The organism is Clostridium sp., assembly GCF_050717635.1.
Taxonomy (GTDB): Bacteria; Bacillota; Clostridia; order Clostridiales; family Clostridiaceae; genus Clostridium_AD.
The window spans coordinates 1-23,937 of the sequence record NZ_JBOITO010000008.1; the positions used below are offsets into that span (position 1 = coordinate 1).

At 29.8% G+C, this 23,937-nt stretch carries 37 protein-coding genes and 1 pseudogene; 2 read left to right on the forward strand and 36 right to left on the reverse strand.

Annotated features, from left to right (window positions below):
* Positions 1 to 95: 95 nt before the first annotated feature.
* From ACREWB_RS04430 to ACREWB_RS04605, 36 genes and pseudogenes are all read right to left on the reverse strand, one after another.
* Positions 96 to 287, reverse strand: coding sequence for an NUDIX hydrolase (locus ACREWB_RS04430; protein WP_431546280.1), 192 nt, complete (start codon positions 285 to 287; stop codon positions 96 to 98).
* Between the two features lie 140 nt (positions 288 to 427).
* Positions 428 to 787, reverse strand: a complete 360-nt coding sequence (locus ACREWB_RS04435; protein WP_431546281.1) for a Type 1 glutamine amidotransferase-like domain-containing protein — start codon at positions 785 to 787, stop codon at positions 428 to 430.
* Between the two features lie 133 nt (positions 788 to 920).
* Positions 921 to 1,091: a hypothetical protein gene (locus ACREWB_RS04440; RefSeq protein ID WP_431546282.1), complete on the reverse strand. Its 171-nt coding sequence runs from the start codon at positions 1,089 to 1,091 to the stop codon at positions 921 to 923.
* A 200-nt stretch (positions 1,092 to 1,291) separates the two neighbouring features.
* Positions 1,292 to 2,059 carry a hypothetical protein gene (locus tag ACREWB_RS04445; protein WP_431546283.1) on the reverse strand — a complete coding sequence of 256 codons (768 nt, stop codon included), beginning with the start codon at positions 2,057 to 2,059 and terminating at the stop codon, positions 1,292 to 1,294.
* A gap of 246 nt (positions 2,060 to 2,305) precedes the next feature.
* The gene (locus tag ACREWB_RS04450; protein ID WP_431546284.1) at positions 2,306 to 2,497 is read right to left on the reverse strand and encodes a hypothetical protein; all 192 of its coding nucleotides are present in this window, start codon (positions 2,495 to 2,497) and stop codon (positions 2,306 to 2,308) included.
* 255 nt (positions 2,498 to 2,752) lie between these two features.
* Positions 2,753 to 3,361: a hypothetical protein gene (locus tag ACREWB_RS04455; RefSeq protein WP_431546285.1), complete on the reverse strand. Its 609-nt coding sequence runs from the start codon at positions 3,359 to 3,361 to the stop codon at positions 2,753 to 2,755.
* A 140-nt stretch (positions 3,362 to 3,501) separates the two neighbouring features.
* Positions 3,502 to 4,041, reverse strand: coding sequence for a GNAT family N-acetyltransferase (locus tag ACREWB_RS04460; protein WP_431546286.1), 540 nt, complete (start codon positions 4,039 to 4,041; stop codon positions 3,502 to 3,504).
* Positions 4,042 to 4,065: 24 nt separating this feature from the next.
* Positions 4,066 to 4,512 carry a GNAT family N-acetyltransferase gene (locus ACREWB_RS04465; protein WP_431546287.1) on the reverse strand — a complete coding sequence of 149 codons (447 nt, stop codon included), beginning with the start codon at positions 4,510 to 4,512 and terminating at the stop codon, positions 4,066 to 4,068.
* 142 nt (positions 4,513 to 4,654) lie between these two features.
* The gene (locus ACREWB_RS04470; protein ID WP_431546288.1) at positions 4,655 to 5,731 is read right to left on the reverse strand and encodes a serine hydrolase domain-containing protein; all 1,077 of its coding nucleotides are present in this window, start codon (positions 5,729 to 5,731) and stop codon (positions 4,655 to 4,657) included.
* An 81-nt stretch (positions 5,732 to 5,812) separates the two neighbouring features.
* The gene (locus ACREWB_RS04475) at positions 5,813 to 5,965 is read right to left on the reverse strand and encodes a hypothetical protein (RefSeq protein WP_431546289.1); all 153 of its coding nucleotides are present in this window, start codon (positions 5,963 to 5,965) and stop codon (positions 5,813 to 5,815) included.
* A gap of 399 nt (positions 5,966 to 6,364) precedes the next feature.
* Positions 6,365 to 7,204: a CPBP family intramembrane glutamic endopeptidase gene (locus ACREWB_RS04480; protein WP_431546290.1), complete on the reverse strand. Its 840-nt coding sequence runs from the start codon at positions 7,202 to 7,204 to the stop codon at positions 6,365 to 6,367.
* A 367-nt stretch (positions 7,205 to 7,571) separates the two neighbouring features.
* Positions 7,572 to 8,117 carry a GNAT family N-acetyltransferase gene (locus tag ACREWB_RS04485; protein ID WP_431546291.1) on the reverse strand — a complete coding sequence of 182 codons (546 nt, stop codon included), beginning with the start codon at positions 8,115 to 8,117 and terminating at the stop codon, positions 7,572 to 7,574.
* 114 nt (positions 8,118 to 8,231) lie between these two features.
* Positions 8,232 to 8,504, reverse strand: a pseudogene (locus ACREWB_RS04490) (GNAT family N-acetyltransferase); the annotation flags it as partial.
* Positions 8,505 to 8,587: 83 nt separating this feature from the next.
* Positions 8,588 to 9,157, reverse strand: coding sequence for an HD domain-containing protein (locus ACREWB_RS04495; protein WP_431546292.1), 570 nt, complete (start codon positions 9,155 to 9,157; stop codon positions 8,588 to 8,590).
* Between the two features lie 22 nt (positions 9,158 to 9,179).
* On the reverse strand, positions 9,180 to 9,380 hold the full coding sequence (locus ACREWB_RS04500) for a hypothetical protein (protein ID WP_431546293.1): 201 nt from the start codon (positions 9,378 to 9,380) through the stop codon (positions 9,180 to 9,182).
* Positions 9,381 to 9,498: 118 nt separating this feature from the next.
* Entirely contained in the window at positions 9,499 to 9,885 is a 387-nt protein-coding gene (locus tag ACREWB_RS04505; RefSeq protein ID WP_431546294.1) for a hypothetical protein, read from the reverse strand.
* A 105-nt stretch (positions 9,886 to 9,990) separates the two neighbouring features.
* Positions 9,991 to 10,428, reverse strand: coding sequence for a hypothetical protein (locus tag ACREWB_RS04510; protein ID WP_431546295.1), 438 nt, complete (start codon positions 10,426 to 10,428; stop codon positions 9,991 to 9,993).
* A 463-nt stretch (positions 10,429 to 10,891) separates the two neighbouring features.
* Positions 10,892 to 11,344 carry a CPBP family glutamic-type intramembrane protease gene (locus tag ACREWB_RS04515; RefSeq protein WP_431546296.1) on the reverse strand — a complete coding sequence of 151 codons (453 nt, stop codon included), beginning with the start codon at positions 11,342 to 11,344 and terminating at the stop codon, positions 10,892 to 10,894.
* Between the two features lie 499 nt (positions 11,345 to 11,843).
* Positions 11,844 to 11,981: a hypothetical protein gene (locus ACREWB_RS04520; protein ID WP_431546297.1), complete on the reverse strand. Its 138-nt coding sequence runs from the start codon at positions 11,979 to 11,981 to the stop codon at positions 11,844 to 11,846.
* Positions 11,942 to 12,196, reverse strand: coding sequence for a flavodoxin domain-containing protein (locus ACREWB_RS04525; RefSeq protein ID WP_431546315.1), 255 nt, complete (start codon positions 12,194 to 12,196; stop codon positions 11,942 to 11,944). The genes ACREWB_RS04520 and ACREWB_RS04525 overlap by 40 nt, the downstream gene beginning before the upstream one ends.
* Before the next feature lie 423 nt (positions 12,197 to 12,619).
* Positions 12,620 to 12,919: a GNAT family N-acetyltransferase gene (locus ACREWB_RS04530; protein WP_431546298.1), complete on the reverse strand. Its 300-nt coding sequence runs from the start codon at positions 12,917 to 12,919 to the stop codon at positions 12,620 to 12,622.
* Between the two features lie 152 nt (positions 12,920 to 13,071).
* The gene (locus ACREWB_RS04535) at positions 13,072 to 13,515 is read right to left on the reverse strand and encodes a GNAT family N-acetyltransferase (protein WP_431546299.1); all 444 of its coding nucleotides are present in this window, start codon (positions 13,513 to 13,515) and stop codon (positions 13,072 to 13,074) included.
* Positions 13,516 to 13,596: 81 nt separating this feature from the next.
* Complete coding sequence (locus tag ACREWB_RS04540) at positions 13,597 to 13,740, reverse strand: hypothetical protein (RefSeq protein ID WP_431546300.1); 144 nt, start codon at positions 13,738 to 13,740, stop codon at positions 13,597 to 13,599.
* 38 nt (positions 13,741 to 13,778) lie between these two features.
* Positions 13,779 to 14,237, reverse strand: a complete 459-nt coding sequence (locus tag ACREWB_RS04545) for a CPBP family intramembrane glutamic endopeptidase (protein ID WP_431546301.1) — start codon at positions 14,235 to 14,237, stop codon at positions 13,779 to 13,781.
* A 246-nt stretch (positions 14,238 to 14,483) separates the two neighbouring features.
* Positions 14,484 to 14,678 carry a hypothetical protein gene (locus ACREWB_RS04550; RefSeq protein ID WP_431546302.1) on the reverse strand — a complete coding sequence of 65 codons (195 nt, stop codon included), beginning with the start codon at positions 14,676 to 14,678 and terminating at the stop codon, positions 14,484 to 14,486.
* Between the two features lie 122 nt (positions 14,679 to 14,800).
* A complete protein-coding gene (locus tag ACREWB_RS04555; protein WP_431546303.1) occupies positions 14,801 to 14,935 on the reverse strand; it encodes a hypothetical protein in 135 nt (44 codons plus the stop codon).
* A 180-nt stretch (positions 14,936 to 15,115) separates the two neighbouring features.
* A complete protein-coding gene (locus ACREWB_RS04560; protein WP_431546304.1) occupies positions 15,116 to 15,484 on the reverse strand; it encodes a YybH family protein in 369 nt (122 codons plus the stop codon).
* Positions 15,485 to 15,503: 19 nt separating this feature from the next.
* Entirely contained in the window at positions 15,504 to 15,650 is a 147-nt protein-coding gene (locus ACREWB_RS04565; protein WP_431546305.1) for a hypothetical protein, read from the reverse strand.
* A 559-nt stretch (positions 15,651 to 16,209) separates the two neighbouring features.
* Complete coding sequence (locus ACREWB_RS04570) at positions 16,210 to 16,608, reverse strand: nitrilase-related carbon-nitrogen hydrolase (RefSeq protein WP_431546316.1); 399 nt, start codon at positions 16,606 to 16,608, stop codon at positions 16,210 to 16,212.
* A gap of 309 nt (positions 16,609 to 16,917) precedes the next feature.
* On the reverse strand, positions 16,918 to 17,481 hold the full coding sequence (locus tag ACREWB_RS04575; RefSeq protein ID WP_431546306.1) for a hypothetical protein: 564 nt from the start codon (positions 17,479 to 17,481) through the stop codon (positions 16,918 to 16,920).
* A 300-nt stretch (positions 17,482 to 17,781) separates the two neighbouring features.
* The gene (locus tag ACREWB_RS04580) at positions 17,782 to 18,255 is read right to left on the reverse strand and encodes a hypothetical protein (protein ID WP_431546307.1); all 474 of its coding nucleotides are present in this window, start codon (positions 18,253 to 18,255) and stop codon (positions 17,782 to 17,784) included.
* Positions 18,256 to 18,678: 423 nt separating this feature from the next.
* Positions 18,679 to 19,251: a hypothetical protein gene (locus ACREWB_RS04585; RefSeq protein ID WP_431546308.1), complete on the reverse strand. Its 573-nt coding sequence runs from the start codon at positions 19,249 to 19,251 to the stop codon at positions 18,679 to 18,681.
* A gap of 307 nt (positions 19,252 to 19,558) precedes the next feature.
* Positions 19,559 to 20,179, reverse strand: coding sequence for an HNH endonuclease (locus ACREWB_RS04590; RefSeq protein ID WP_431546309.1), 621 nt, complete (start codon positions 20,177 to 20,179; stop codon positions 19,559 to 19,561).
* A gap of 800 nt (positions 20,180 to 20,979) precedes the next feature.
* A complete protein-coding gene (locus ACREWB_RS04595; RefSeq protein WP_431546310.1) occupies positions 20,980 to 21,750 on the reverse strand; it encodes a class I SAM-dependent methyltransferase in 771 nt (256 codons plus the stop codon).
* A gap of 225 nt (positions 21,751 to 21,975) precedes the next feature.
* Entirely contained in the window at positions 21,976 to 22,188 is a 213-nt protein-coding gene (locus tag ACREWB_RS04600; RefSeq protein ID WP_431546311.1) for an HAD-IA family hydrolase, read from the reverse strand.
* Between the two features lie 26 nt (positions 22,189 to 22,214).
* Positions 22,215 to 22,703 (reverse strand): hypothetical protein, encoded by a 489-nt coding sequence (locus ACREWB_RS04605; RefSeq protein WP_431546312.1) that lies wholly within the window; start codon positions 22,701 to 22,703, stop codon positions 22,215 to 22,217.
* A 321-nt stretch (positions 22,704 to 23,024) separates the two neighbouring features.
* Here ACREWB_RS04605 and ACREWB_RS04610 point away from each other — a divergent pair, with 321 nt between their 5' ends.
* Together ACREWB_RS04610 and ACREWB_RS04615 are read left to right on the forward strand one after the other, a co-directional pair.
* Complete coding sequence (locus ACREWB_RS04610; protein ID WP_431546313.1) at positions 23,025 to 23,276, forward strand: hypothetical protein; 252 nt, start codon at positions 23,025 to 23,027, stop codon at positions 23,274 to 23,276.
* A gap of 1 nt (position 23,277) precedes the next feature.
* Positions 23,278 to 23,664: a retropepsin-like aspartic protease gene (locus ACREWB_RS04615; RefSeq protein WP_431546314.1), complete on the forward strand. Its 387-nt coding sequence runs from the start codon at positions 23,278 to 23,280 to the stop codon at positions 23,662 to 23,664.
* Positions 23,665 to 23,937: the final 273 nt, after the last annotated feature.

Here is a 23,937-nt window from a genome sequence, read left to right on the forward strand (position 1 = left end):
TTGATATTTTTTGTATTTGTCATTACTTACATTATATCATTTTTAGGAGGATTTTTCTACTTATTAATGCTTTTAAACGTTGATATATCAAAGGTTTATCTATATTTTACATGTGCGAAGTTTGAGTCATTAATATTAAACCACTTATATATTAGTCTCTCACCTTCTATCCCGTTGAAGGAATCCTTCTCATTTAATATCCATGATTCCTTTTCAAGATTCACAAGATATATTGTTGAAATCTCATGATAATGATTATCTTCAAATCTAAAGAAATTCTCTACCATCCATATATTCCCTCCCATAAGAAATTATTTTATACACCTCTGTATTTATTATATTTTAGTTATCTTTTCATTGTTAATAATTATTTCCTCTCCATCATTCATTTGAGGGTCAAATTCATGGATTAATTCAATTGTTGCGCCTAATACAATGTTGCTCCAGAAATTACTTTATCTAATGAAATTATTTCTCTAAGTACTAAATCAGTGTGTGTTTTTTGTATTTGATCTAAAAGGTAAAATGGATTCCCTCCAATAAAATATATAACATCATATTTCAACAATAGTTTTGGAGAAGAAAATTCAATATCAAAAAAATCAGCACTGAAACCTATATCTTCGAAAGCAATCCTTGTACTTACTACCTCCAAATCCTTTTCTCTATATTTAGGATCCGCTGTTACAACTATTGCAACCCATTTAAATCCTTTATTAAATATCTCAGTATACTTTTCAATAATTGATTGGCTACTTATTTCATTAGATGTTAAAATTATAGTCATAAATATACAACTCCAAAAATATAAATTAGTCCACTATACCTATTACCAGCGGTATATATATATCATAATTGATAATTTTTTTTGCATTTGCTGTTGCTATGGTGGCTGTAAATGATACTGATAAATGATTAATTTACTTAAATATTTTTTGTAAGATAAATAAGATTATAAAAGATATTACTAATACTATTCCTACAGTTTGTCTCCCCTTTTTTTCTCTGTACCAATCATATGGTTTTTCATGCAATTTTACTCCATTTATTATTTTAACTTTGTATTTATCTGTTTTTTTAATTTTAGACATATTAACCTCCCAGCATATTTATAAACATAATTCGACTGCTTACATTGCTGCACATTATGGTAGTTTCTTTTCCATCTTTTTCATTTTCTCAATACCAAAAACAAATATAGCAAACATAATAGATAGAAGCCAGTAATTAGGGATAATATTCCAATACCCTTGATTATATAAGCTTGTCCATAAACTTATTAACTTATGTATTATGAGATTGCCATACTTATAACCTCTAATTGCCATTGTCCATTTTTATAGGTAGCTTTATATTTTGGAAAAACTGCTCCTGAATTACCAAACCATGAGGTTGCTTCAATCACAGCTTCATCATTATTGAATTCTTCTACTTTAATTGAAAGCAGTGTACCATTTAAAGTTCTCGTTTTTCTACCATTCTTGTCAAATTCAAAAAGCGATTTATCATCTTTAACCCCTTCATATAAATAGACATTTTCAGATAAACTTTTAAGACCTTCTAATACGTCTTGTTTCGACTTTTCGTCTTTAAGTCCTTCAAGAGTTTCTTCTTTTACTGCAATAAAGCCATTGCCACCATTTTCTATTTGATAAACTGCTTTCATAACTGCAATATACAAATCGACCCTTCTACCTGCTTCCTTTATGTACTGTATATTATCGTCTTGTGGTGTTTCTAACTCTTTATTTGATTTAAAAAATGCACCTAGACCATAATTTTTTTTCAAATTTGGTGTGTACCCATAAGCAATATTAAAATCCTTTGAAATTGTAACGGAAGTTGTGTTTTCTACAACACCATTTATATTGTCGGGATCAGGATTAAGAGCACAATAAAATTTTTGAACATCTACGTCACATATAGCTGCAGCTTTGTTCTTTGTGCTGCTTATATCAACAACTTCACCCTCAATCTTAATTGTTCCAATAAAATTGTCCCTCTCTACCGAGGTTTCACTGTATTGTTTTCCACTAATTTTCACTGGAACTTCCTTCACTAATTTGCCTTCTGGTGAAAATATAAACCCGGTAAAGCTTCTGTTAATTTGTTTGTAAGCTGTTTCAGAAGTGATTTATAAAATTGTTTTATCTGCCCTTTGATTTAATACATGGATTGCTGCAAAAGTTACTCCAATAATGGATAGGGTTAAAATTCCCACAATAAGCTTTTTCATTAAATTTCGCCCCTCCTATATAGTAATATTATAGTTTTTTAGTATAATACCTAATGTAAACGACGACTATTAACTTTCTTTGATAATTTTAATAGATTGTTGAGCACTTATAACAGAAAGAGGAATAATAACAAATATTAAAATAAATAAAAAAATAGGTTGTGCATTTATAGGTATCAGCCACTCTCCAAGTAGTATAAAAATTTTAAAGTAAAAAATAAAGAAAACAATTGATATAACTCCGAATACAATATTTTTCAAAACAACTCCCCCTCAAAATGAATTTTTTTTAATTTATTTATATTATTTATTAAAATGTTACTTTAACGCAAAATTCTACTACAGTTATCCGCACTTATACTCCATACTAAAATATAATTGTGGCACATTATAAAGACACTTCCAATTATATCCTTTAAAAAATTATTCTTGGAAAATCCACTCTTCTTCAAATTTCCCAGTATCATCTACAAGAGAATAATAATTGATTTCGTTCTTTCTAATCTTTGTTATAAACTAATTATCCGTTTTATAGTTCATAATATTTGTAATAATATTATTTAAGGAAACCAAGGATCCTATAATCTTAAACTTTTCCATATCATTATTTATATTATTAATATATATAGGTACCCTTTCATATTCGCAATCAACATGAATGTTATTTATATCTAATGCAACTTGCTCCATATCTGTATAGTTCTTGTCATAATATCTTTTAGCAATAGATTTATTATTAACAATGTATTGCAAAACTATAGTTCTTGTAGTCTTAGAAATAGATATATATTTGTTATTATCTAAGCTTAAAAGAAAACACTGGGATTTTATTTGAATTTTTTTCACTCCACATTTCAGAAAAAATTCAGTAAATATTTTTCTATCTACCTCAATTTCTACAGAATCATCAGGAACAATAATTGTTGCATTTCTTATGCTTAATTTTTTAATCAGACTTGTCATGTCTTTGATATAGTTTTTATCTTCATCAAAGAAATGATAATAGAAGGGTACATTTGGTACAAATGATTCAAAATCAATTATATTTTCTGAATTATCACCTTCTTTTTTTATAACTAAGCTTTTATGACCGACTATTATATAAGATCTAGCAGTTCTAAACATATCTTTTAATCACCTTTCTTACGTTTTTTATTTTATTAATATTTCTCTTTAACTATATTAATTTGCTTATTAATCTTTTTACATATAATGCAAATAATCCTTGCACAGCAATATAAAAACATTTTAATTATGTTAGATAATTAGTTAATATACTCCGATTTGAAAATATTATAATATAAGGTAACTACTTCTTTGTTATCTAATAGTTTTAACCTCTCAGTTTTTCGAAACCTATATTTAAATTTACATTTTTCAATTACTCTTTTAGAATTAGAATTAAAATCAAAATGTCCACACCAAATTAAATCTAAATTTAGTGCATTAAATCCATACTCCATCAAACAATTTACAGCCTCAGGAATAAATCCATTACCCCAATGTTTAGGATTAAGAACATATCCTATTTCCTTATATTTTAAGTGAGAAAGACTGTCATCATGATTTCTATTATGAAGTCCTATACTACCAATAACTTTGTTTTCTGATTTTAAAACTATAGCATATGTTTCATTATTTTCAATGAACATTCTTATTATTCCTTTACTTTCTTCCTCATTCTTATGTGGTGACCAACCGGCATTTGGTCCTACCAACTCACTTTTAGCATACTCATATAAATCAGTGCTATCGCTTTCTTTCCACTCTCTTAATATTAATCTACTAGTAATTAATACTTCCATAAAATTTCCTCCCTAATCTTGGATTTAACATTTAAGCACATAAAAAACTTCATCTTCTGCCTCTAGTCCATTAATTCTCTGCTTAAATCCCAAACTAGAATATAACCTATCTGCTACTATACTTTGCGGATGGAAACTCACCCATATTTCATTAAAATTATTTTCATTTTTTATCTTCTTTAATACTCCATCCAAAGCACATTTTCCGTAACCTTTTCCTTGATATTTTGCATCAATCATAAAACGAAATAAGCACATAGTATTATCTTCTATATCCACACCATACATTGCAAAACCTATCATTTCATTGCCAATATATATGCCTAATGCAATCCAATTGGGATTAAACTTCCATTCAGCAATTGAAACTACATTTGGGTACGGTAAATATCGTTCTTGCTCTTCTTTGATTTTTAAATTAACACATTCTTCCCAATTATTTTCATCTATTTCCTTCAAAAATATATTCATTATGATCTACCTCACTTTTTTATTTGTTTTTGTTACCTATTTTTTTTTCATAAAGTGTTTCTATTATCTCCACATTAAAAATCTTTTCCAAAAAACTTATGAGTAGTTACTTTTTTGTTCAAAATTCAGTATAGCGGATAATTTACAAGTAAAATCTATTATATATTTCTGTTTGCATTTCTCTGTGCATTGCCCAAACATCACAATCTTGATTAGCCAATACCGAAATAGTAATATCTGCTTTTGGATAATATGAAAACATAGCTGCTACTCCATCATTTGACCCTTCTTTAAATATACAAAAGAGCTCATTATCAATTTCTAAAAATTCGAAAGCATATCCAGTTCTAACTCTTGCATTAGGAACTACCCTCCATGGTGACTGCTTTGTAAACTGACAATGGGGCAGCAATAACATTTCAGCATATCCTTTTGATAAAATTTTATTATTTCTTATTGCTCTCATAAATATGTCCAAATCAACTACTGTTGTATAAGCTCCCCCATCTGGAGTTCCAATTGGTGGATAGCAATATATGTTTTTCTTAAATCCAATACATTTTCCATCATTATCATAAGCGCTAGCATAACCTTCAGCTGTATTCTCATTGATTTCGTCCATAGCACAAAATTTTGTGTTATTCATTTGACATGATTCAAAAACATTTTGTGTAACATATGTCCGATAATCTATTCCTGTTACTTTTTCTAAAGCTAATCCAAGCAGTACAAAAGCACAATTATTATATCTAACATTAGTTCCAGCTATAAAACATGGCTCCTTATAAGCAAAGTTTTTTAAAAAATCTTTACATTCTCTAATTGCATAATTAGGACTATTTACAAATAATGCTGAATAATCTTCTCCTGCCTCTTCATCAGCATCATCAGCTATACCTGATGTATGATTTAGCAAATGCTTAATTTTAACATCATTTGCTATCTTGGTTCCCTGCAAATTAATAATAGCAACAATATTATCATTCAAATTTAATAACCCTTTTTCTACAAGTTGCAATATAGCAACTGCGGTAAATATTTTTGTAACGGATGCCGTGTCAAATTTGGTGTCTATTAAATTAGGAATTTTGAACGCTCGATTTGCATAGCCATAAGCACAAGAGAATAATATTTCATTTTCTGACTTAACTATACAAGTTCCACTAAAACCATTTTTTTGTGAATATTTTTTACATATATTTTTAAATACTGATTTCATTTACTCTAACCTTCCTCTCTATATTATAAATTATTCTTGGTATATCACTCATTCTTAGACGGATTAATCATTTTTCTTTATTTAGTCTTTCTTGTATTCCTTTGAAGATTCTATCAAAACCACTTCTTCTATTAATAACCCACTTACTACTTTAGATTTTCTTAGGTCAAAATATACACTTACATGTACATCTTGTCTTAACTCAAAAGAGTCTCCAACCAAGGCGAACGGCAACCTTTTGTTATGTGAGTTTTAAGTCTTACACTCTCTATGGTACATGCGGCTTCCACTAGTCTATTCATTGTTTACTTTACTACATATGAATGTTTAAAATTAACTCACTTAGATATTTTTTCAAGTGGTGGCATGAAGGCAAAACCCAATGCTAACACAATAAAATTGATACTTCTATCTTCACAATATATGAATATTTCGTGCTATTTCTTATATCCTTTGAGGTACTCAATTAATTTCGTAGTTTTGTCCACGAAGCCAATTTTCGAGCCTATATACTTGGATATTATGAACAGTATTGAACCAAAAACAAGCCCCAAAATAACAAGTATAAAAATAACTAACATCTCCTTTCGGTTTAAATTGGTTAATGGAATTTTACAACTGTGTCTTAAAAGATCATCCCAATAAATTTCTTTCTCCAGAACTTGAAACTTTACTTGTAAATCTAAGCTGTTGCTTATTAAACAATTTAATTAACCACATAACACCAGTTACTAAGAGAATAACCCCTAGTAAATCAAATGCAATAGGTTGATGTTCTATAATATTGTTACTATTACTGAATCCAGGTATATTTAATCCTACTAATGTTATAATAAATTCCAAAGAATTATTCAAAGCATGTCCTAAAATACAAGGTACAATAGAACGTGTTTTTAAATACAACCAACCCAATAAAATCCCTGCTGAAAAAGCACCTAAAAACTGCCATGGGTTCATATGAATTATTGCAAATAATAGTGCTGAAACTATGATTGATTTTTTTACTGAGTATTTCATCAAAAGACCTCTTAGTATAATACCTCTAAATAAAATTTCTTCAATAATAGGAGCAACTATTGAAGTTCCTATAAAGTCGTTTGAGATACCCTCAAATGCGCTCTTCCAAAAATCAGTAAGTGGTAGAAACATTGTTAGAATATTAGATACCTCGCTTAACATTATATTTAAACCCAATATACTAAGGCATATTGGTAGGATATACCTAATAGAAAGTTTCTCTAAAGAGAATAGACTTTTGAAATTAATTCTATGTTTTCTATTAATCCATAAAATCAGTAAAAAAAAGCTACTAATAGTTTCAATTGAGTAAATTAATGGATTATCATTAGAAAATCCTATTAATTTAGACATTATAAATAATAATAATAATGGAATTATAGGAGACAACAGCACATATACTGCCAGTAATTTAATGGCGCCATTAATACTTGGGTAATATTCTTCTTTTTCCATAAAATCAAATCCTCCTTAAATAATAGCATTGCAGATTATTAAAATAGCAATATGAAATATCTTTTATATTGGTATAGCTAAAAATCACTAGCTGCGTAAAGAAATTTAAATTAGACCTGAAATGTCACATAACGTTACTTGTTTCTGGCTTTCCTAAAGCTTAGCACGATGGGATTGGCACTAATTCAAGGTTTCATAATGCACCTTTATTTTCTAGTCTATTTGTACAAGGTTTTTCTCCACCATTAGCCTCTAGATATCCCTTTGTTAAATCTTCCACTGTACTTTCAAGTTCCTTAAAAAACTAAGTTAATCCTTCTATTCTATTTATTACTGAATACCCTGCTCACCTGTTTGTTTTGTCCACTTATCTTTCTTTATAAAAGCTTAATATATCAACTGGTTTAAATTGGGCATGTGTTTGTGCCTCGTGAATTTTTTCCTCTTGTATAAAACCAAGCTTTTTTAACATGTTTGATGATTTTATGTTCCAATAATATACACAAGCTGTCAATAGCTCAATATTTATAATATTAAAACAATAATCTATAATTGATTTAACTGCCTCAGTCGCATAGCCTTTTCTTCTATATGCAGAATTGACATCATACCCAATTTCATAACACATTACGGCTCTTTCTGTTTTTTTAGTCAAATGCATTATGCCTATCACTTTATGGTATTCTTTTAATTCTATTGCATAATGCATCTCATCCAATAACAAGTATTTGAAATCAGCTTCATATTTCGCATTCATATCCTGATATGGAATAAATCCATCATCATAAGCTATTTCCTTATCACTCATTATTTCAAACAAATATAATTTATCTTTATTTTCAATACGACGTATCAGTAAACGTTTCGTATCAATTTTTATTTTTCCAAATACCGTTTTAATTTCTTCCTCCATACCAACAACCTCCAATTTATTTTAATCAGCTAAATCTTTGTTTAGCTGATTCTTATTTAGCAAATAATTATTGCCTATGTTACCTATCGGTAAATGATTCTTAACATTCGATTTTTAAATTTTCCATTCACTTTTTAGCACTCCATAAATATAGGTATCCTGCCAAAGGGGCTTCTTGTTTTCATCCATTTTAAAATAGATATTCTTTCTCAAATGACCTTCCCTTCTTAATCCGAGACATTCTAACAATTTCCATGAATGTTCATTCTCTGGATTACATTCAGCAATAATTCTCCTGGCTCCAATTTCATCAAAAGCATACTGAATCAAACCCATTATAGATTCTGTTGCAAAACCCTTACCCTGATAATTTTTATTGAATACATATCCTAAACTCCCATGAAACTGAAATCACAAGCATTAGGAATTAGAAAACTGTTCTGCAAAAATAATATCTCATAATAACTACACTAAATAAGTACTTCTTTAACTTGTAAATAATGCTCATGGACCATATCCTTCGCTTCAGGACAAAGTTTATTCATACTTCTCTCAATTTTTTTCAGAACCCATTCTTTGCCTTCGTCAATTCCCATACCATAGGTAACATATGCTAAATGCAATAACGAAGGTACTTGGAAAACATGAGTCATAGCATCAGCACTTGCTATGCATTCTGCTTCTTGTGTTAATCTCTTCATTGGAACACTACCTCTATGAGTTATGATGCAATCCATCACTTTTTGGATCTTGTCTTTAGAATATTCGAATTCAATAAGAATTCGTTTGGCTTCAACAGCTCCATAAATATGGTGTTCTTTTGCCATCGTACGATCTTTAATGCCCGCATAATCGTGTAGCAACGCTGCAATCTCCACTATTTCTGAATCTGCACCTAATTTTTCTGCTAATTGTTTTGCATATTTAACAACATAGACTATATGATGAGACCAAATACCATATCCAAAAGCGTTAGCATCATCCTTACATGCCTCTTCAACTATTCTTTCTATTTTTTTAATCATCTGTTCACGCAACATATTATTCTCCTTAAATATATATTTATATTACAACTTTTAAACTATCGATGAAATATACCTTTGCACTTACGGATGCTTTCAATTGCTCACTTTTATTGGGAATGTTTTTAATTAAGCTCCTAGGGCTTAAACCCATTTCTTTTGCCATCCTTAATATTTCAGCATTAAGCTTACACTTCTTTTTTGCATCTTCCCACTCAGCAGTTTTTTTGTTAGCAGCCATTTATTATTTCCTCCAGTCATTTCAATTGCATGATTCTCATTGAATTATCATATTCATAATCATAATTCCAGTATAATTTCCCATTACTTCTCCCGTTACTATTTGAAGTTTACAAATATTATGAAGCAGTTTGTTTTATTAAATCAATTTGTTCTTTTAAACTACCTTTATTCTTATACTTCTTTATGTTTCCATTCATTTTATCATCGTTGTCAGTTTGTATAATAAATCCACCAATTTCATCATGAGTTTCAGTATATTCACCTACTCCGTCAGCTATATTTCCTGATATCCATTCTGTTTTAAATTTAATTTCTATAGTTTTTTTGTCATTACCTAAGTATTTTATAACTTGTTTACAAATTCCACCCGTGTTAAACTCAATACTGGCTTCCCATTCATTCCCTTTACCTACATAAACTAATTTTTTTGTATTGTTGCTATTGCAAGCAACAGTTGTGAAAACCAAAATAGTGCAAATAATTATCCCAATAATCTTTTTCAATATTAATGCCCCCTTTCACAAATAATTACTAACTACATCTGGAATAAAACCTACTACAGTCCTCCTCCTTAAATTTAGTTAATATTATACGAATATTATTCATTATTAACCAATTTCTTCTTTTATCATTTTTTCCAGTCTATTTGTACAAGGTTTTTCTCCACCGTTAGCCTCTAAATATCCCTTTGTTAAATCTTCCACTGTACTTTCAAGTTCCTTAAAAAACATATTCATAGCAAATTCTCTTTTGCTATCTTTTTCCTCTACACCAAATACTATATTTACATATCCTTCAATCATTTGATCCATACCCCATAACTTTAAATGAAGTAATTCATGTATTATAATTTCTTCAAGATTACTTACTATAGCATTATTATTAATCAAAACTACAGCCATTTTATTGCTTTCATCAATTTTTATATCACCAGATTTTCTCCATTCAACATCTACTATTCTTGAAATTATGTCCCAATCACGAAGTCTCAAAATATCTTGCCATTTTTTTAAAGATGTATCTACCATTATTGTATCAATAGCCATGTTTTATCCCTTCTTTCTTATATTTTTTTAATTCGTACTTAATTACAATTTTTCAATGAAACTAACCCCCAAAAGATTCTAACAAATATTACTAATTTACAGTAATTGAGGCAACTCGCATATTTTTGTACCTGTTAAGTATTCTCCAAGTACTTTGAAATTTAAAAAGCCCTGGCGAACCAGAGCTAAAAAATTTATAAAAATATCAATTCCAATAAAGATTTAAATATATTAAAATACAAGCTCCTCCTTAAAATTCCATATTATATAAAGTTATTCTACATATAGTAAAAAAGTCCTTCATAATTATCCAAAAGCTTTAACATAGTGTTAAAAATATTGTTTATGTTTTTTAATTTTACGATATAAATGTAACAATAAATATTATGCTTATAATCTAATCTTGTGTATTCTTAGATTTTCTTTTAATTAGAAATAATGTCAAAACTATAACCGAAATATATCATACTACTGCAACTATTGATGCTTCTACTCCAAACGCTCCTCCCGTTAAAATAAATAATTTTGATAATAACTTATATGAGAAAAGAGCATGTTGATTATATGAAATATTAATATCTAATATCTCACCAATTATAATCACATTCCAAATTCCATGCACAATAGCAATGGACCAAATTGAACCACTTTCATATACAATTAATGAAAACATAATGCCAACACTCGTTCCAGCAACAAAAAGTAATAATATATCAATTATATCCATACCAATGGCATGCACAAGACCAAAAATAGCACACACCACTATATTTAATAAATGAACAATATCCATATTATTTTTTACTAATTTACCTGAAGTACATAATAATATTGCAGAAACTACAACAAGCAATAAAATTGCGCATATGAGCCAACGAAAACTGATTTTAGGCTTGTCAATATGACATTCTTTCAAACAAATATGTAATAACTTATTACAACATAATTCCTAAAAATATAGCTTGTATTGCTTTTCTTGTAGTAAAAATTTCATTATCCATATCTATTCTCCTTACTTATTTATAAGTAAAATGTAAATAATCCGGCTTAAAACAACTAGTGTCAAATGTTACCCAATGGTTTCTGTTATCCTATAACCAATATGACCACCATAATATAAATTCTTATTATATCCAATGCGAATATCAATATTACCAATACTATCATTTAAATTATGTAGAGTAATCATTTTTTTATTATATGAAGTTTTAGCTGCTACACTTTGAGTAAGACTTACTACAGTTAACCTTAAATATGGTTTATGCTATATAACAAATCTACATATTCATCCATTCATTCCAGCCTATTTCTCTTCCCAGATATGCAACATTATTAAATTGCCACTGCTCTTTTACCCATTTTTTTACAGTTACTCACTAATTGTAGATTTATGATAGATGAATCATATATGATCTTTACAAGTTAACATAGCTAACTATTTCATCAATATTCTCTCTTCGTGTAAAATCTACTGGATTCTTAAATGCAGCAAGCATACCTATTTCATCAGGGGTTAACTCTTTTTTTTGCTTCCTTTTTGTTTTAATTTCCAATTCAATAGTGTCATGAGTGCTTTATCAATGTTTTTAGTAATGAAATTCACACCATTAATACCCACTGCATGTAGACTACCCCCATAAACAACAGTATCATATTTCGTTAACATATTGATGTCAACTTTTGAAACTTCAAAAATATCTGCTGATAATTCTTCTGTAATCCATTCTGCATAATTCCTTACAAATCCTGTCTTTGATTTATAAACTATAAAGGTTTAGTATTATTAGAATTTAAAGACTGTCATTTTTTTGTTATCAACAACTATTGTTGCATAAAATGCTCATATTCTTACCATATTAAATAGTTTAAAATTACAAAGCATATCCCTTAAATAACAATAGAACCAATTACTGATATTGCACTGCCCTTTAAAAACACGATAAAATGGAATTTATAATGTGCAATTGACAAAATTTATATTTATGATTAAAACAATAAACAATTAATCATTAAATCACTATTAAAATAGTGTTGACCACCGATGGACTGATAATTTTTGTGATTGTCAATTCTAATATGAAATTCTTTGAAATTCAGAATAGCGTTCACATCATGTTTCTTCGCTTACAATAAAGAACAACCTACAAATAGTATCCACCAAGCAGCATCAACACTTAATATTCCAGGACTTTCAACTAAGCCCTCCATGTTTTTCTAATTCATCAGTTAAGCAGTGACGGAGTTGAATAGTACCTATAATTCTATTATCAGATTTTCTTACAGAAAAGAATGTGCTGGCATGAACATTATTGCGAAGTTTATCTTTCTCAATTGAAAGAACAATTTCAAGCCATTCATCAAAATCATTATAACGGGCTAGGCCACAACTTCCATTGATATTAGTTTCCTCAAACCCTAAATACTCTTGTTTGAATTCCAGAATTTTTTCTTCTAAAACCTTTGATGGGTTTACTAAAATTAATTCACTCAATTTAATACCTTCCTCTCTATATTAATAATCTGTAGTTCGCCTTAAACTTTAATTGTTAATCAATCATAGTTTTGTGATAGATGAACACTATATAATATTACGAAGCGTTATTTTTTTATATAATTATATATATACTTGATTTTATCAGCACACTATTTACCAATAACTATTAAATCACCAAGTGTTTTAAATCCGTTTTTTTCATAGAATTTCTGCGATGGATAATCTTTCTCCGTGTTTAATATCATTCCATTCATTCCTTGCTCTTTAATATCTTCTTCTATAGCCTTTATAAACCAGCTTCCAATACCTCTACCTTGCATTTCGTAACTAACGCAAAATTCATCGATATAATATTCAAAACCTGCTATCCATGGTTTTTTCATACCTATACTCAAGGCTACCAGCTTATCATCTAACAAAGCTGCATAACCTACAAAGTAGTTATTGTTAAAATGATTATTAAAAAACTTCACTACTTGTTCTTTTGACTCGTAAATATCATTCCAAGGTTCTTTAGTGAATGTTTCAATATACAAATCCACACAATCACCAATCATATGTTTTTTTATTTTCAAAAAAGCTACTTGTTCCATGCTTATCCTCCCCCACAACTTGTTGTTCCCCTTTACATCACAATATTTGATCAATCTGAATTATTTTTTATATTTGAGTATCTAAGAATCACTCTCCAATTTTTCTTTACAGTCATCATATATATTAACTTTTTTTAATACTATAACAGTTCCATCCACCGTTACATTTATAACCTTCCGCAATAAAAACAATCCAAATAAAAGTAATGGAATAAATTCTATCATGTTGATTAAATATGGCATCACATAAACCTTACCACATGCTACCTGCGTTTTGCAATATTATAAAAGCCGTGCAATAATGCGCACCCCAGAAGGTTATTCTTTGTTCGAAGAAGCAATGCTGAAAAATATATTCCTACAATAATAGCATAAATAACCTGTGTCCCTACTGCAATAAAGCTACTGCCACTGAATAAATTGATGAAATGAAATACTCCAAAAATAATACTGGTAAAGACAACAGAAAAATATATTTCATTTTTTGTTTTGCCCCAATGTCTAAACATTAATGACAATATCAAGCCTCTGAACACCATTTCTTCATACAATCCTATAAACAAATTACTTATTATCATCATTACAACTGCTGAAATCATATTGGACGATATAGTAGTGTATTCAAAATTCAAAATAATATAAATGAAGAACAACCAGCTCACTGCAAAATATCCTTTGTTAAAATTCCACTTAAACCATTTAACAGTACATATCATTTTCATAAATGCAAACAGGCAACAATACCTATGCCCCTAACAACCGTCCCTACTATGTATTTTGTCATCTGATTTTCCGAACTAATTTTATAACCTAACTGGGATGAAAAGAACCCAATTATTTTGGGACGCCCAATCAAAATCACAATAAAAGTAATAAAAACTATAAGTATTACCAGTAATATTGTCTGCAACTTAGTAATTTTTTTAATCATAACGCACCTCATTTAACATGAATTCATTCAACAGAAATCATATTGCACTATTTTTAAAATTCGCTCTCGAACAAGCGCCAACCCGATGTCGAATTCTAATTACCCCAATTACTTCACCACTATCATCTACAAGCCAATAGCAACTACATGGTGCCCATCCATCTTGAAGATTAATACCCTTACTAGAATTAGTAAGGGTATTAACAAACTCTCCACCCAAGGCGAACATCAATATAATCTACTCATAATTATAATAAGGAGGTGTCAGATAACGTTTCTGCTATACTTTAATTTATCTCAACTCTATTTTACGCCTATTAAAAATATAAAATATTTCATCTCAAAAATATATTTTCACTGTAATGTTTTTGATATAACTATACACTCAGGCTTCTTAAGCCCAACACAATTAAATACTTTTTCTATATCTACAATTTTTAAATCATCAATATTATGGTAGTATTTAGTTGGTTGTTTACATTCATCCATCAAGTTGACCACAACTCTATTTCAAAACCTGCCTTCATGTTTTCTTTAAAATAAATAATCAATTCACTTGCCCTTTTATCTGAATATCTCCAGTCTAATGTATATATATTGGTTTTATCTGTATACCAGCCAGGTTTTGTTGATATCTTTAATTGTAATACTTTACACTATTTTTACAAATTATTTATATACCGTGTTCTGATCATGTATTAAAAGCCATTTCTCATCTTGCTTACGAAAAATTAAATTTAAATAGTAATTCATCTTAATTATGTTTCCTTCTGCATCACAATCTTTATAGTCGATTATTACTAGCGCATAGGCGATTTCTATACTCTCTTCAATGTTTATTATTTTATAATTTAAATCCCAATCATTATCTGCAAACCAATTCTTATGTAACTCAATAAATTCTTCTTTCTCTCTTATAAGAGTTCCATTAGGCATAATTAAAATAATATCCTCCAGCTTAACTGTTGATATAAATTTGTTTAAGTCTTTACTTCTCATAGAGTCTAGGTGCAGTTCTAAAGTATTCTTAAAATCCATATTTTTTACCTCGCTTTATTCATTTTTCATTTCCATGTTTAAAATTACCAGTAATTTTAGCCATAATCAATTGTGATTCTATTGTACCTGCTTTTTCTACTTTAGTTAAAAATTTCACGCTTTCTTTACCCTTTAATATCATTACTTGTTTTTCATACCAAAACATAAATACCTTATTGTCTTTCGATACCTTATATGAAAAAGGTTCTTCTTTAAGTCTATTCCGTTTATCTATATTATCTAATTTGTATAATCCTCCTGCTAAAACACTTAAATACTTCTATGGATGTAGCCACATCATAGCATCCCATCTAATATGCCGGGTCTCCTACAAGATAATTGTAAGTATAAATCTAAATAAACACAATGGAAAGAATATTTATAACTATATTTTCCATTGTGTTTGTTTATTTTGTTATGTCACATTTTACAATTATGCACAATAAAAACAATTCTTTAAATTATAATCTAGCACTCGTTTACTTCAAAATTCCGTACAACGTTTCGTATTGTCGACGGGCTTGGTGAAGGAATCACTCTTTATCGCAAAAATGACGCCTAACGTTCCTAATTCCCGACTTTCTTGAGCCCTAGCGCGACTGCGCTTATCGAAAGTATGTGTTCTGGCAGTCTTTTCATGCCAAAACGAATGGGAGTTTTTTGTTAACAGATGGAATGCTTCTGTGATTACTTTTTCGATAGTTTTAACTTCCTCACTAATTCTATTACATCACAATTTTTAAAAAAATGGTATCTCCTAGGTAATCAGTTGATAGTGAATATCCCTCTTGCACTTGCCGGGTTATTGAGAATCCATTTTCCACTGCTCTGAATACAGCCATTTTTGTATGGATAGGGTCTATTTCTTTCCAATCTGAACTCGAAAGAAGTAGGATATCTATATTGTCCCTCCCAGCTTGTCTTATGTATGAGGTAAAGTCTGCATCAAAACAAATAGCATTTCCTACTCTTCCATAAGAAGTATCTACATACTTAATTATTCCATCGCCAACCCTATCATTATCTTCTACTACTATTTTTGATTTAAGATATATATACTTTATTTTGCCTTTTCCATCAATAAACACAGATTTATTTTCATCATAAGCATTTCCTTGCTGGATTGTACATAATTATAATAAAACATTTACATTGTACTGTCTTGCAATATTACTTACTTTATTTAGCAATAAATCTTCGTCTTCTTTAAATATAGGTGTGCTTAATTCATCCCAAAATATTATTTTTGCACTGTTTTCTGCTTACTGTTTTGTTTTATTTAATAATTCATCTTGTAAAATACCTGCTCTTTGTTTAAATAATTCTTTATCCTCCTTTGAATAGTTTTTATTCTTCATAGCTAAATGTATGTCTTTGTTCAAGTATTTATGTGGTACACTTATGGATGCAAGTTTTACAGTTTTATCTATTGGCTATAATATAATAGTCCTAAGTCCCCCAAATAACATTATTAAAGTGAATACAGAAATGAAAATAGCTGTTCCCTTCTTTATTTTATTAATATTAAACTCGTTTAACCATATCCAACTCGCATAAGAGTAAAACCAATATAACATAAAACTTATACCCCAAATTCCTGTAACAGAAGCTAGCTGCATTAAGGGCAAATTGCCATACTGGGTATAAGCGAGTGAACCCCAAGTTCCATAAGGACTGACAATGGAAAGTGCATACTCAATAGCTACTCCTGCAAATGGAAGAATAAAGGTAGATTTAAAACCTTTTATTTTAGGTTCGATAACTCTATCAATAAAAAATGGCAAGTAAAAAACTATGCTGAGTCCGGCTAAGACTGGATATTCAATCCAACTATTAATACCAGTAACCCCTTTAAATGAAAAGAAGATTGCTACAACTAGTACTAATAAAGGCAGAAACAAGCCCTTTACATTTTTATTTATCCTATAGAAATGAATAAGAAATACTGGATCAATCCATGATGCAATTGGTATTACCCACCTCCCGTTGAAAAACACTAAAAGAATACCTCCTATAATTAACTATATATACGAACTTTTTTCTTTTGATGATAAATACTTCTTCATTTAATTTACCTACCCTTTCGTTGAAAGCTTTTGATTCTACTCGATTTTTAACGGATGCTGTTAAGTCATCATATTAAAAAAATAGTAAATAAGCCTAGTATTGTAAATTATGTAACCCATTCTTTCTTGTTTCATTTAGTTCTGTAGGATTTAGAACACCTGCATTATAAAGGTTAAAAAACTCATCGGATACACTTGCATCGAAAATAATCATATTATCTGTGTTTACAGTTACTTTGATACTTCGGCTCTGTAATGTTGTAAATCGCCGCCTTCTCTTGATAAATAATTTTGTAATATTTGATTAATGTCTGTTTCATTCACAAAAATTGATTTTACCTCTAGATTCTCAAAAAATTTTGTGAATTCGGGACAGATAAAATCGCCTTCAATAATAATAGGTAATTTATCTTCAATATGCCTGTTTACAAGCGCTTTCAATATCGGAATCATTTCTTTGCTTACATCAATCAACCAGTTTACATTGCCATCAACTCCGATATTATTCCAATTTATACCAGCACTCCAATATTGTATTGCAGGAAACCTTTTCTTTGTTGTAACCGTTTCTACAGATAGGTGAACATCATCTACTTCTAAGACATTCACACCATAGAATCGAGCAATTTCATAAGCTATGCTTGATTTACCTGTTCCCGAAGCTCCACCAATAAATAAAACCATCCAGTTTCTATCATTATTCAATTATTAACCTCCTTTGTAACTTCATATTAACTATGAAAACTGTAATAAAAATAAATTATCAATTCTAAAAATTCTATTTTTCAGCTTAATCTCCTTAACAAATTCATTATTTATCTACATATTATATAATTTATCCTTACTGATTATTTTTTACAATCTACTATTAATTAACAAATTAGTGCGAAAATAAAACTTTAACTAATATGCCATTTCCACTAACGTATCGTACTCCCGACGTTTGCCAGCCTTAGATAGCTCTTATCTTAGGCTGGCAAATGTGCTTAGCAAACTGTAGTATTTTGTTATGTGATGGAATATGCTAATTCAGAACTTTCTACGATCAACATTTTAATTTTCATTTTACATATATTTCTTAAAATATAGAATTTAAAGGCAAGATTATCGTAATATTAAAAATTCATTTTAACTTTCCAATATTCTTTCTCCAGGGTATGTAACTGTTGGATGTGAGAAATGCATTTGCTTAAAAAACCACTTCCCATTCTGCTTTATTAAAACTGCACTAAGTCGGAGTGACCATATATGTTTTTCTCCACGTTCTAATTCCAAAAGCACTTTGGAAGCATTGTCATTAATTAAAAGTAGTTTCTCTTTAGGAGAAATTTCACTTCTAACCATTTCACTAATATCGCCTAACGCTCTATTACAAAAATGTTCTGTTGGAATTTGACATTTCACACTCCCTTTAGTAGTAACAGATGCCATATTATCACTGCAACATATGAAAGCATTATCAATATCTATCCAAAACTCTCCCCAAAATTTCCAATCAAACTCCACCAACTTTTTAGCGTTATTATACCCTATACATTCTTCATTCGAAGCAGCTCCAAAAACAATTGTATCTTCACTCTGTGCAAAAATCTCTTCCATAAATAAATCTAATTTTTCTAAATCTCTCTTTTCATACCCACTCTGTAATAATCTTAGAACACCTCGTATTTGTTCCTCAACCTTCAAACTCTGTATTTCCATAGTAAGCCTCCCAAATAACATTTAAATTTATTATAAAAAACCTAAAAATAATAATCGTGTAGTAGTTAAATTATGATTCTTATTACCAGATTTATATATTCGCAAAAATTCCCACAAATTCAAAAACGGAGATTGTCTAACATAAGCATATTCTTTCACATAATACCCATAGGTAAGACTTTGACATTATCTCTATCTTTTCCCCGGGTCCACACTGTGCATGCAACTTTCATCGCACACAGCGTACCAACAAACGAATTTACTTTTCTCCATCGAATTTCAACATTTTACAGCCTTACGGCATGTATCATGCTCTAACAACTTTAAGTTTTTCTTTGTATGCCTTTATTTTAATTTTAATTTCTTTTGTAGTTTTTATTGGTATAGTCATTCCGTGAATATACTCGTGACAAGTGACACATGTGTAAGCTAAATTTGGTACTTTGTTTATTTCATTAATAAATAATGAATTTCTTATATGATGGCAATGACTTTCGTGCTCTTTCAGAGGTTTATTACAAACTCTACAGTTACCTTTGTCACGGTTATATGCATAAGCTCTATTCATAAAATATTCAAAATTGTAAATTTGCCTATTGGCAGTCATTGTAGATTCTACGGCATCTAATATATTAGGTCTGTTAAGCGGTAGCTTTTTAGTTTTACCATTTCGTTTTATATATAATTCTCTGCCTTCTTCCGTATAAGGTGTCATTTTACTATTAAATGGACAGCGTTCCCAATTGCTATGAGTTATAAAAGCTTTTGTTATCCCAATATAATTATTCTGTACTTTCACTGCAAAAGTTTTTGTTTTATATCTATTATGTCTATTTTGGTTATTAATTAGTTTCTCTAATGGTACGTGGTGATTTTTTATTTTATTACCATACATTCTCTTAAATGTGGCATAAGCACGCTCTCCCACGTTCCCTTCTATCTATCCTTTTACTGAAACCTTAGGTAGTTACTTTACACCGGAAAACCATAACACTTTTGAACTATAGTTACTTAGTGTTTACTCAGATTATTTCAAATCTGAGGGGGTATATGCAAAACGTAGGCATATACTCCGTCTTCAACCTTTCTTGCTTTCGCAAGGCAACATAGCGATGCGTAGACCATAACTTCACTTTCATTTACCATAGGTTCTGGATGCCCGCTCTATCTATGAATCATGCCTATTTGCAAGGTTTAGATTTTCAAGCTACGCCTTCATCCCGCTCTCACACCCTTTATATTTACAGATATAAAACGCATGGGGAAGTATTAGCACTCGTGCCATCTCATGCTTTAGTATGCGTTAATCAATGTTAGTTCTGCACGGCAGAGGAATTTCGCCTCTGAATTTGATAGAAGAGTTTTACAAAAAAAATATTCTTTGTAAGCTCATTTCATTTGGATTACTAATCCAAACTTGTTGCGCAACATGGCGCACACGTTTCTTGTTGCCGACGTTCCTGAACCTTAGCCCGACGGGCTTGGTAAAGGAATGTGTCTTGGCGTTGGCTTTGATTTTCTTAGGTTGAAAAATATACATGATGATATAACTTGTCCAGCTTAAAATAAATATCCAGCCAAGGCGAACGGCAACATTTTGTTATACGGAGTTTAGCCACTACACTTTGGGCTAGACCTACTCCAGGTATCCTAGAATATGATCATTATTCAATAATAAATGTTATGCAATATAAGAAAATCGTGAAATAAACCACCTTTGAATTATGTTCATTTTCTTGCTATAAGTAAGCCATGCTCGCTTATGCCCAATGTACTTCTGTTATCACATATACTCAAATGCATCCTGACATATCTGTTAAAAGTATCTTCTGACATTTTATTAAGAGTATTTCCCATACAAAATAACGGTCCATCTGAAGCAACATTATACAGTTGTTCTAATTTAAAGTTTTCCATTTCATTTTCTACCATTTCTGGTGACGAGGCATAAAAAAGATTTACATTTTTCAAATGTCCGTTCTCCATATAATACTCAAACATATTAAAATTTAACAACATTTCTTCATCATGTTTATAAAAATTTGCATATCTGTTAATATACGCCAATGCATAAATTCCACCCTTCTTCAATACTCTCAAGCTTTCTTTTATGCTTTTCTTACGGTCACTACCATCATACATATGATAATAAGCTCCAAAATTCAGTACCACATCAAAGCTTTCATCTTCAAAACGAGATAAATCCAAAATATTGCCTTCATAAATCTCATTAAGTAATGGAGTCACTTTCTGTCGTTTGCGAATTATATTAACATTAACATCCACTAAATCTCCTGCTACAACATTGTGTCCTTCCTGTGCAAGTGCAAATGCATATTTACCAGACCCAGCACATACATCCAAAACACTGCTGTTTATAGGAATAACTTTTTTCAAATAAGTCATTGTTGTTATATATTCAACTCTACCAGGATTTGATTCTAACCGTTCACTTTCATCATTCACTTCTTGATAAAATCTAATAATTTCGTCTTCCATTTTTCCCTCCAATTATATAATCTTTGCACCGCCATAAATTGCAACTTTGTTTAAAAAATCACTTCAAATAACTTATGAGCAATTACTTCTTTGTTCTAAATTCCGTATAACGTTTCGTGTTTCCTACATTTTGTTATACGTAGTTTTAACCACTACACTTTAAACTAAATCCGTCTTGCACCTAAATATGGATGTTTGATTTTCAAAATTTGATGTAACTCTAGGCTACCTTAATATATTTCTGATTCCATTTAAATTTCGTATTACACTATGGTTTTTACAAGTTAACTTGTTATAAAAATATGATCTGAAATCTCTGCATAGTACAAGTGAATAAATTCCCAATTCTTTTGCACCGTCACAGTTTTTTATACTATCATCAATAAAAATTGCTTCATCAGGCGAAACATTTAGTTCCTCAAGAGCTGCTTTATACATTAATTGATGTGGTTTGGATACTCCCTTTACTGAAGAAATAATAAAGATGAAAAACAACTTCTTAACCCTGATTCTTTAAATACATTTTCTAATGATGGCCATGCATCCGATACCACAGCCAATTTATATTTTTTGCTTAATTCTGGTATTATACCAATTACATCTTTGTAGAATTGATATTTATTATAGTTATACACTAAATCTTTGGTAATGGCTTCTATTTGTTCGTCTTTTAATCTCAATTGAGGTAATTCATTTGAAAATATTCTATAGTACTCAAGAAAATGAATAAATTCTTCTTCAGTAATAATTAAATTTTGCTTTGATATATAATTCCCGGCTTGATTAAATGCCTTATTTCTTTGCTTTCTATCTATAGATCTAAATTTTTTTTCATCTACATAATTAAAAAAATTAGGAGTTATAAACCAATGTCCTGTAATCGGTCCATTCAATACCCTCCCTGAATCTATTAGAATTGCTTTTATTTTGTTAGTATTTATTTTAGATTTCATAATATCTCTCACCACCTTTAAAATTATTTATCTTAACACCTGATTGAAAAAACTTGAGCTAATCACTCTTATTCTCTAAAATTATGTATAACGTTTCTAACTCCCGACGTTCTTAAGCCTAGCCAGACTTGGCTTGGTGAAGGAATGTGTTTTGGCAGTCTTTTCATGCCAAAACGAACGGGAGTTTTTTGTTAGCTGACGGCTCGATTTCACATTCCTTAAGTTTTTTTGAATTTTCCTGTGCCACATAATTTATTTTGGTATTTGATTAAACAATTTTATGATAAAATATAGTTAATATACTAAAAGGAGCGATGTACAATGAAATGGAACAAAATAAGGGATATATATCCAAACCAATGGGTAAAACTATTAATACTAAACTCGCATGAAACTGAAAATAAAGAATACATAGATGAAATGAAAGTAATAAAAAATTTCACTTCCGATGATGAAGCTACTGATGAGCTCGTCAATTGCACGGATAAGGAGCTAGTTTATCACACCAGTAAAGAAGAAATATATAGTGAAATAAGAAACATATTTTTCTCTTATAGAAACATGAGAATGTAATATGGACATATATTTTTATAATGGATTAATATGTACTTCAGTTATAATTCACTATAATGGTAACACTAAAACAATAAATAATGTTGTCATTGATACAGGTGCAGTAGAATCTATTTTATCATCAAAAGTAGTTCACGAAATTGGTATAAAAGTCAGTTCAACAGATAAAAATGCTGTTACCCGCGGAGCAGGTGGTGCGAAAATGAGGTGTTTTTATAAAACAATTGATGAAATTGAAATCGGTAGTGTTGTTTTTCAGGATATAAAAATGGATTTTGGAAATATTGACCCTTCTGGTGAAATAAACGGATTAATAGGTTTGGATTTATTAAAATCACTTCATGCTGTAATAGATGTTGATATTCCTTTTATTTACCTTAAGAAATAATAAATCATTTTTGAACTTTAATCGTATTAAAGCTGTCAGCTAACGTTTCTTGTTGCCGACGTTTCCCATCCCTAGTGCTACCGCACTAGGGATGGGCTGCATTACATCAAGAAGAATTAGAAGAAGAATGGTACCTTGCCAGGTTACCCCCTGTGCTAAGATGGTTGTCGTAGGGAATAATATATGTTATTCTCGAACAAAGGAGAGATGATTATTTTATGACGAGACAAATTAAAAAATATACTAAAGAAGAGAAGGATGGTTTAGTTACAA

Bases quoted from the DNA above. Each gene is read 5' to 3' on its own strand.
- ACREWB_RS04565 (WP_431546305.1), bottom strand. From the start codon at position 15,650: ATGTTTTGGTATGAAAAACAAGTAATGATATTAAAGGGTAAAGAAAGC.
- ACREWB_RS04435 (WP_431546281.1), bottom strand. From the start codon at position 787: ATGACTATAATTTTAACATCTAATGAAATAAGTAGCCAATCAATTATT.
- ACREWB_RS04470 (WP_431546288.1), bottom strand. From the start codon at position 5,731: ATGAAATCAGTATTTAAAAATATATGTAAAAAATATTCACAAAAAAAT.
- ACREWB_RS04440 (WP_431546282.1), bottom strand. From the start codon at position 1,091: ATGTCTAAAATTAAAAAAACAGATAAATACAAAGTTAAAATAATAAAT.
- ACREWB_RS04555 (WP_431546303.1), bottom strand. From the start codon at position 14,935: ATGGATGAATGTAAACAACCAACTAAATACTACCATAATATTGATGAT.
- ACREWB_RS04585 (WP_431546308.1), bottom strand. From the start codon at position 19,251: ATGGAAATACAGAGTTTGAAGGTTGAGGAACAAATACGAGGTGTTCTA.
- ACREWB_RS04480 (WP_431546290.1), bottom strand. From the start codon at position 7,204: ATGGAAAAAGAAGAATATTACCCAAGTATTAATGGCGCCATTAAATTA.
- ACREWB_RS04600 (WP_431546311.1), bottom strand. From the start codon at position 22,188: ATGTATAAAGCAGCTCTTGAGGAACTAAATGTTTCGCCTGATGAAGCA.
- ACREWB_RS04595 (WP_431546310.1), bottom strand. From the start codon at position 21,750: ATGGAAGACGAAATTATTAGATTTTATCAAGAAGTGAATGATGAAAGT.
- ACREWB_RS04605 (WP_431546312.1), bottom strand. From the start codon at position 22,703: ATGAAATCTAAAATAAATACTAACAAAATAAAAGCAATTCTAATAGAT.
- ACREWB_RS04460 (WP_431546286.1), bottom strand. From the start codon at position 4,041: ATGGAAGTATTAATTACTAGTAGATTAATATTAAGAGAGTGGAAAGAA.
- ACREWB_RS04500 (WP_431546293.1), bottom strand. From the start codon at position 9,380: ATGGCTGCTAACAAAAAAACTGCTGAGTGGGAAGATGCAAAAAAGAAG.
- ACREWB_RS04615 (WP_431546314.1), top strand. From the start codon at position 23,278: ATGGACATATATTTTTATAATGGATTAATATGTACTTCAGTTATAATT.
- ACREWB_RS04485 (WP_431546291.1), bottom strand. From the start codon at position 8,117: ATGGAGGAAGAAATTAAAACGGTATTTGGAAAAATAAAAATTGATACG.
- ACREWB_RS04545 (WP_431546301.1), bottom strand. From the start codon at position 14,237: ATGAAAATGATATGTACTGTTAAATGGTTTAAGTGGAATTTTAACAAA.
- ACREWB_RS04510 (WP_431546295.1), bottom strand. From the start codon at position 10,428: ATGGCTATTGATACAATAATGGTAGATACATCTTTAAAAAAATGGCAA.
- ACREWB_RS04430 (WP_431546280.1), bottom strand. From the start codon at position 287: ATGGTAGAGAATTTCTTTAGATTTGAAGATAATCATTATCATGAGATT.
- ACREWB_RS04540 (WP_431546300.1), bottom strand. From the start codon at position 13,740: ATGATAGAATTTATTCCATTACTTTTATTTGGATTGTTTTTATTGCGG.
- ACREWB_RS04495 (WP_431546292.1), bottom strand. From the start codon at position 9,157: ATGTTGCGTGAACAGATGATTAAAAAAATAGAAAGAATAGTTGAAGAG.
- ACREWB_RS04610 (WP_431546313.1), top strand. From the start codon at position 23,025: ATGAAATGGAACAAAATAAGGGATATATATCCAAACCAATGGGTAAAA.
- ACREWB_RS04560 (WP_431546304.1), bottom strand. From the start codon at position 15,484: ATGGATTTTAAGAATACTTTAGAACTGCACCTAGACTCTATGAGAAGT.
- ACREWB_RS04465 (WP_431546287.1), bottom strand. From the start codon at position 4,512: ATGAATATATTTTTGAAGGAAATAGATGAAAATAATTGGGAAGAATGT.
- ACREWB_RS04455 (WP_431546285.1), bottom strand. From the start codon at position 3,361: ATGTTTAGAACTGCTAGATCTTATATAATAGTCGGTCATAAAAGCTTA.
- ACREWB_RS04535 (WP_431546299.1), bottom strand. From the start codon at position 13,515: ATGGAACAAGTAGCTTTTTTGAAAATAAAAAAACATATGATTGGTGAT.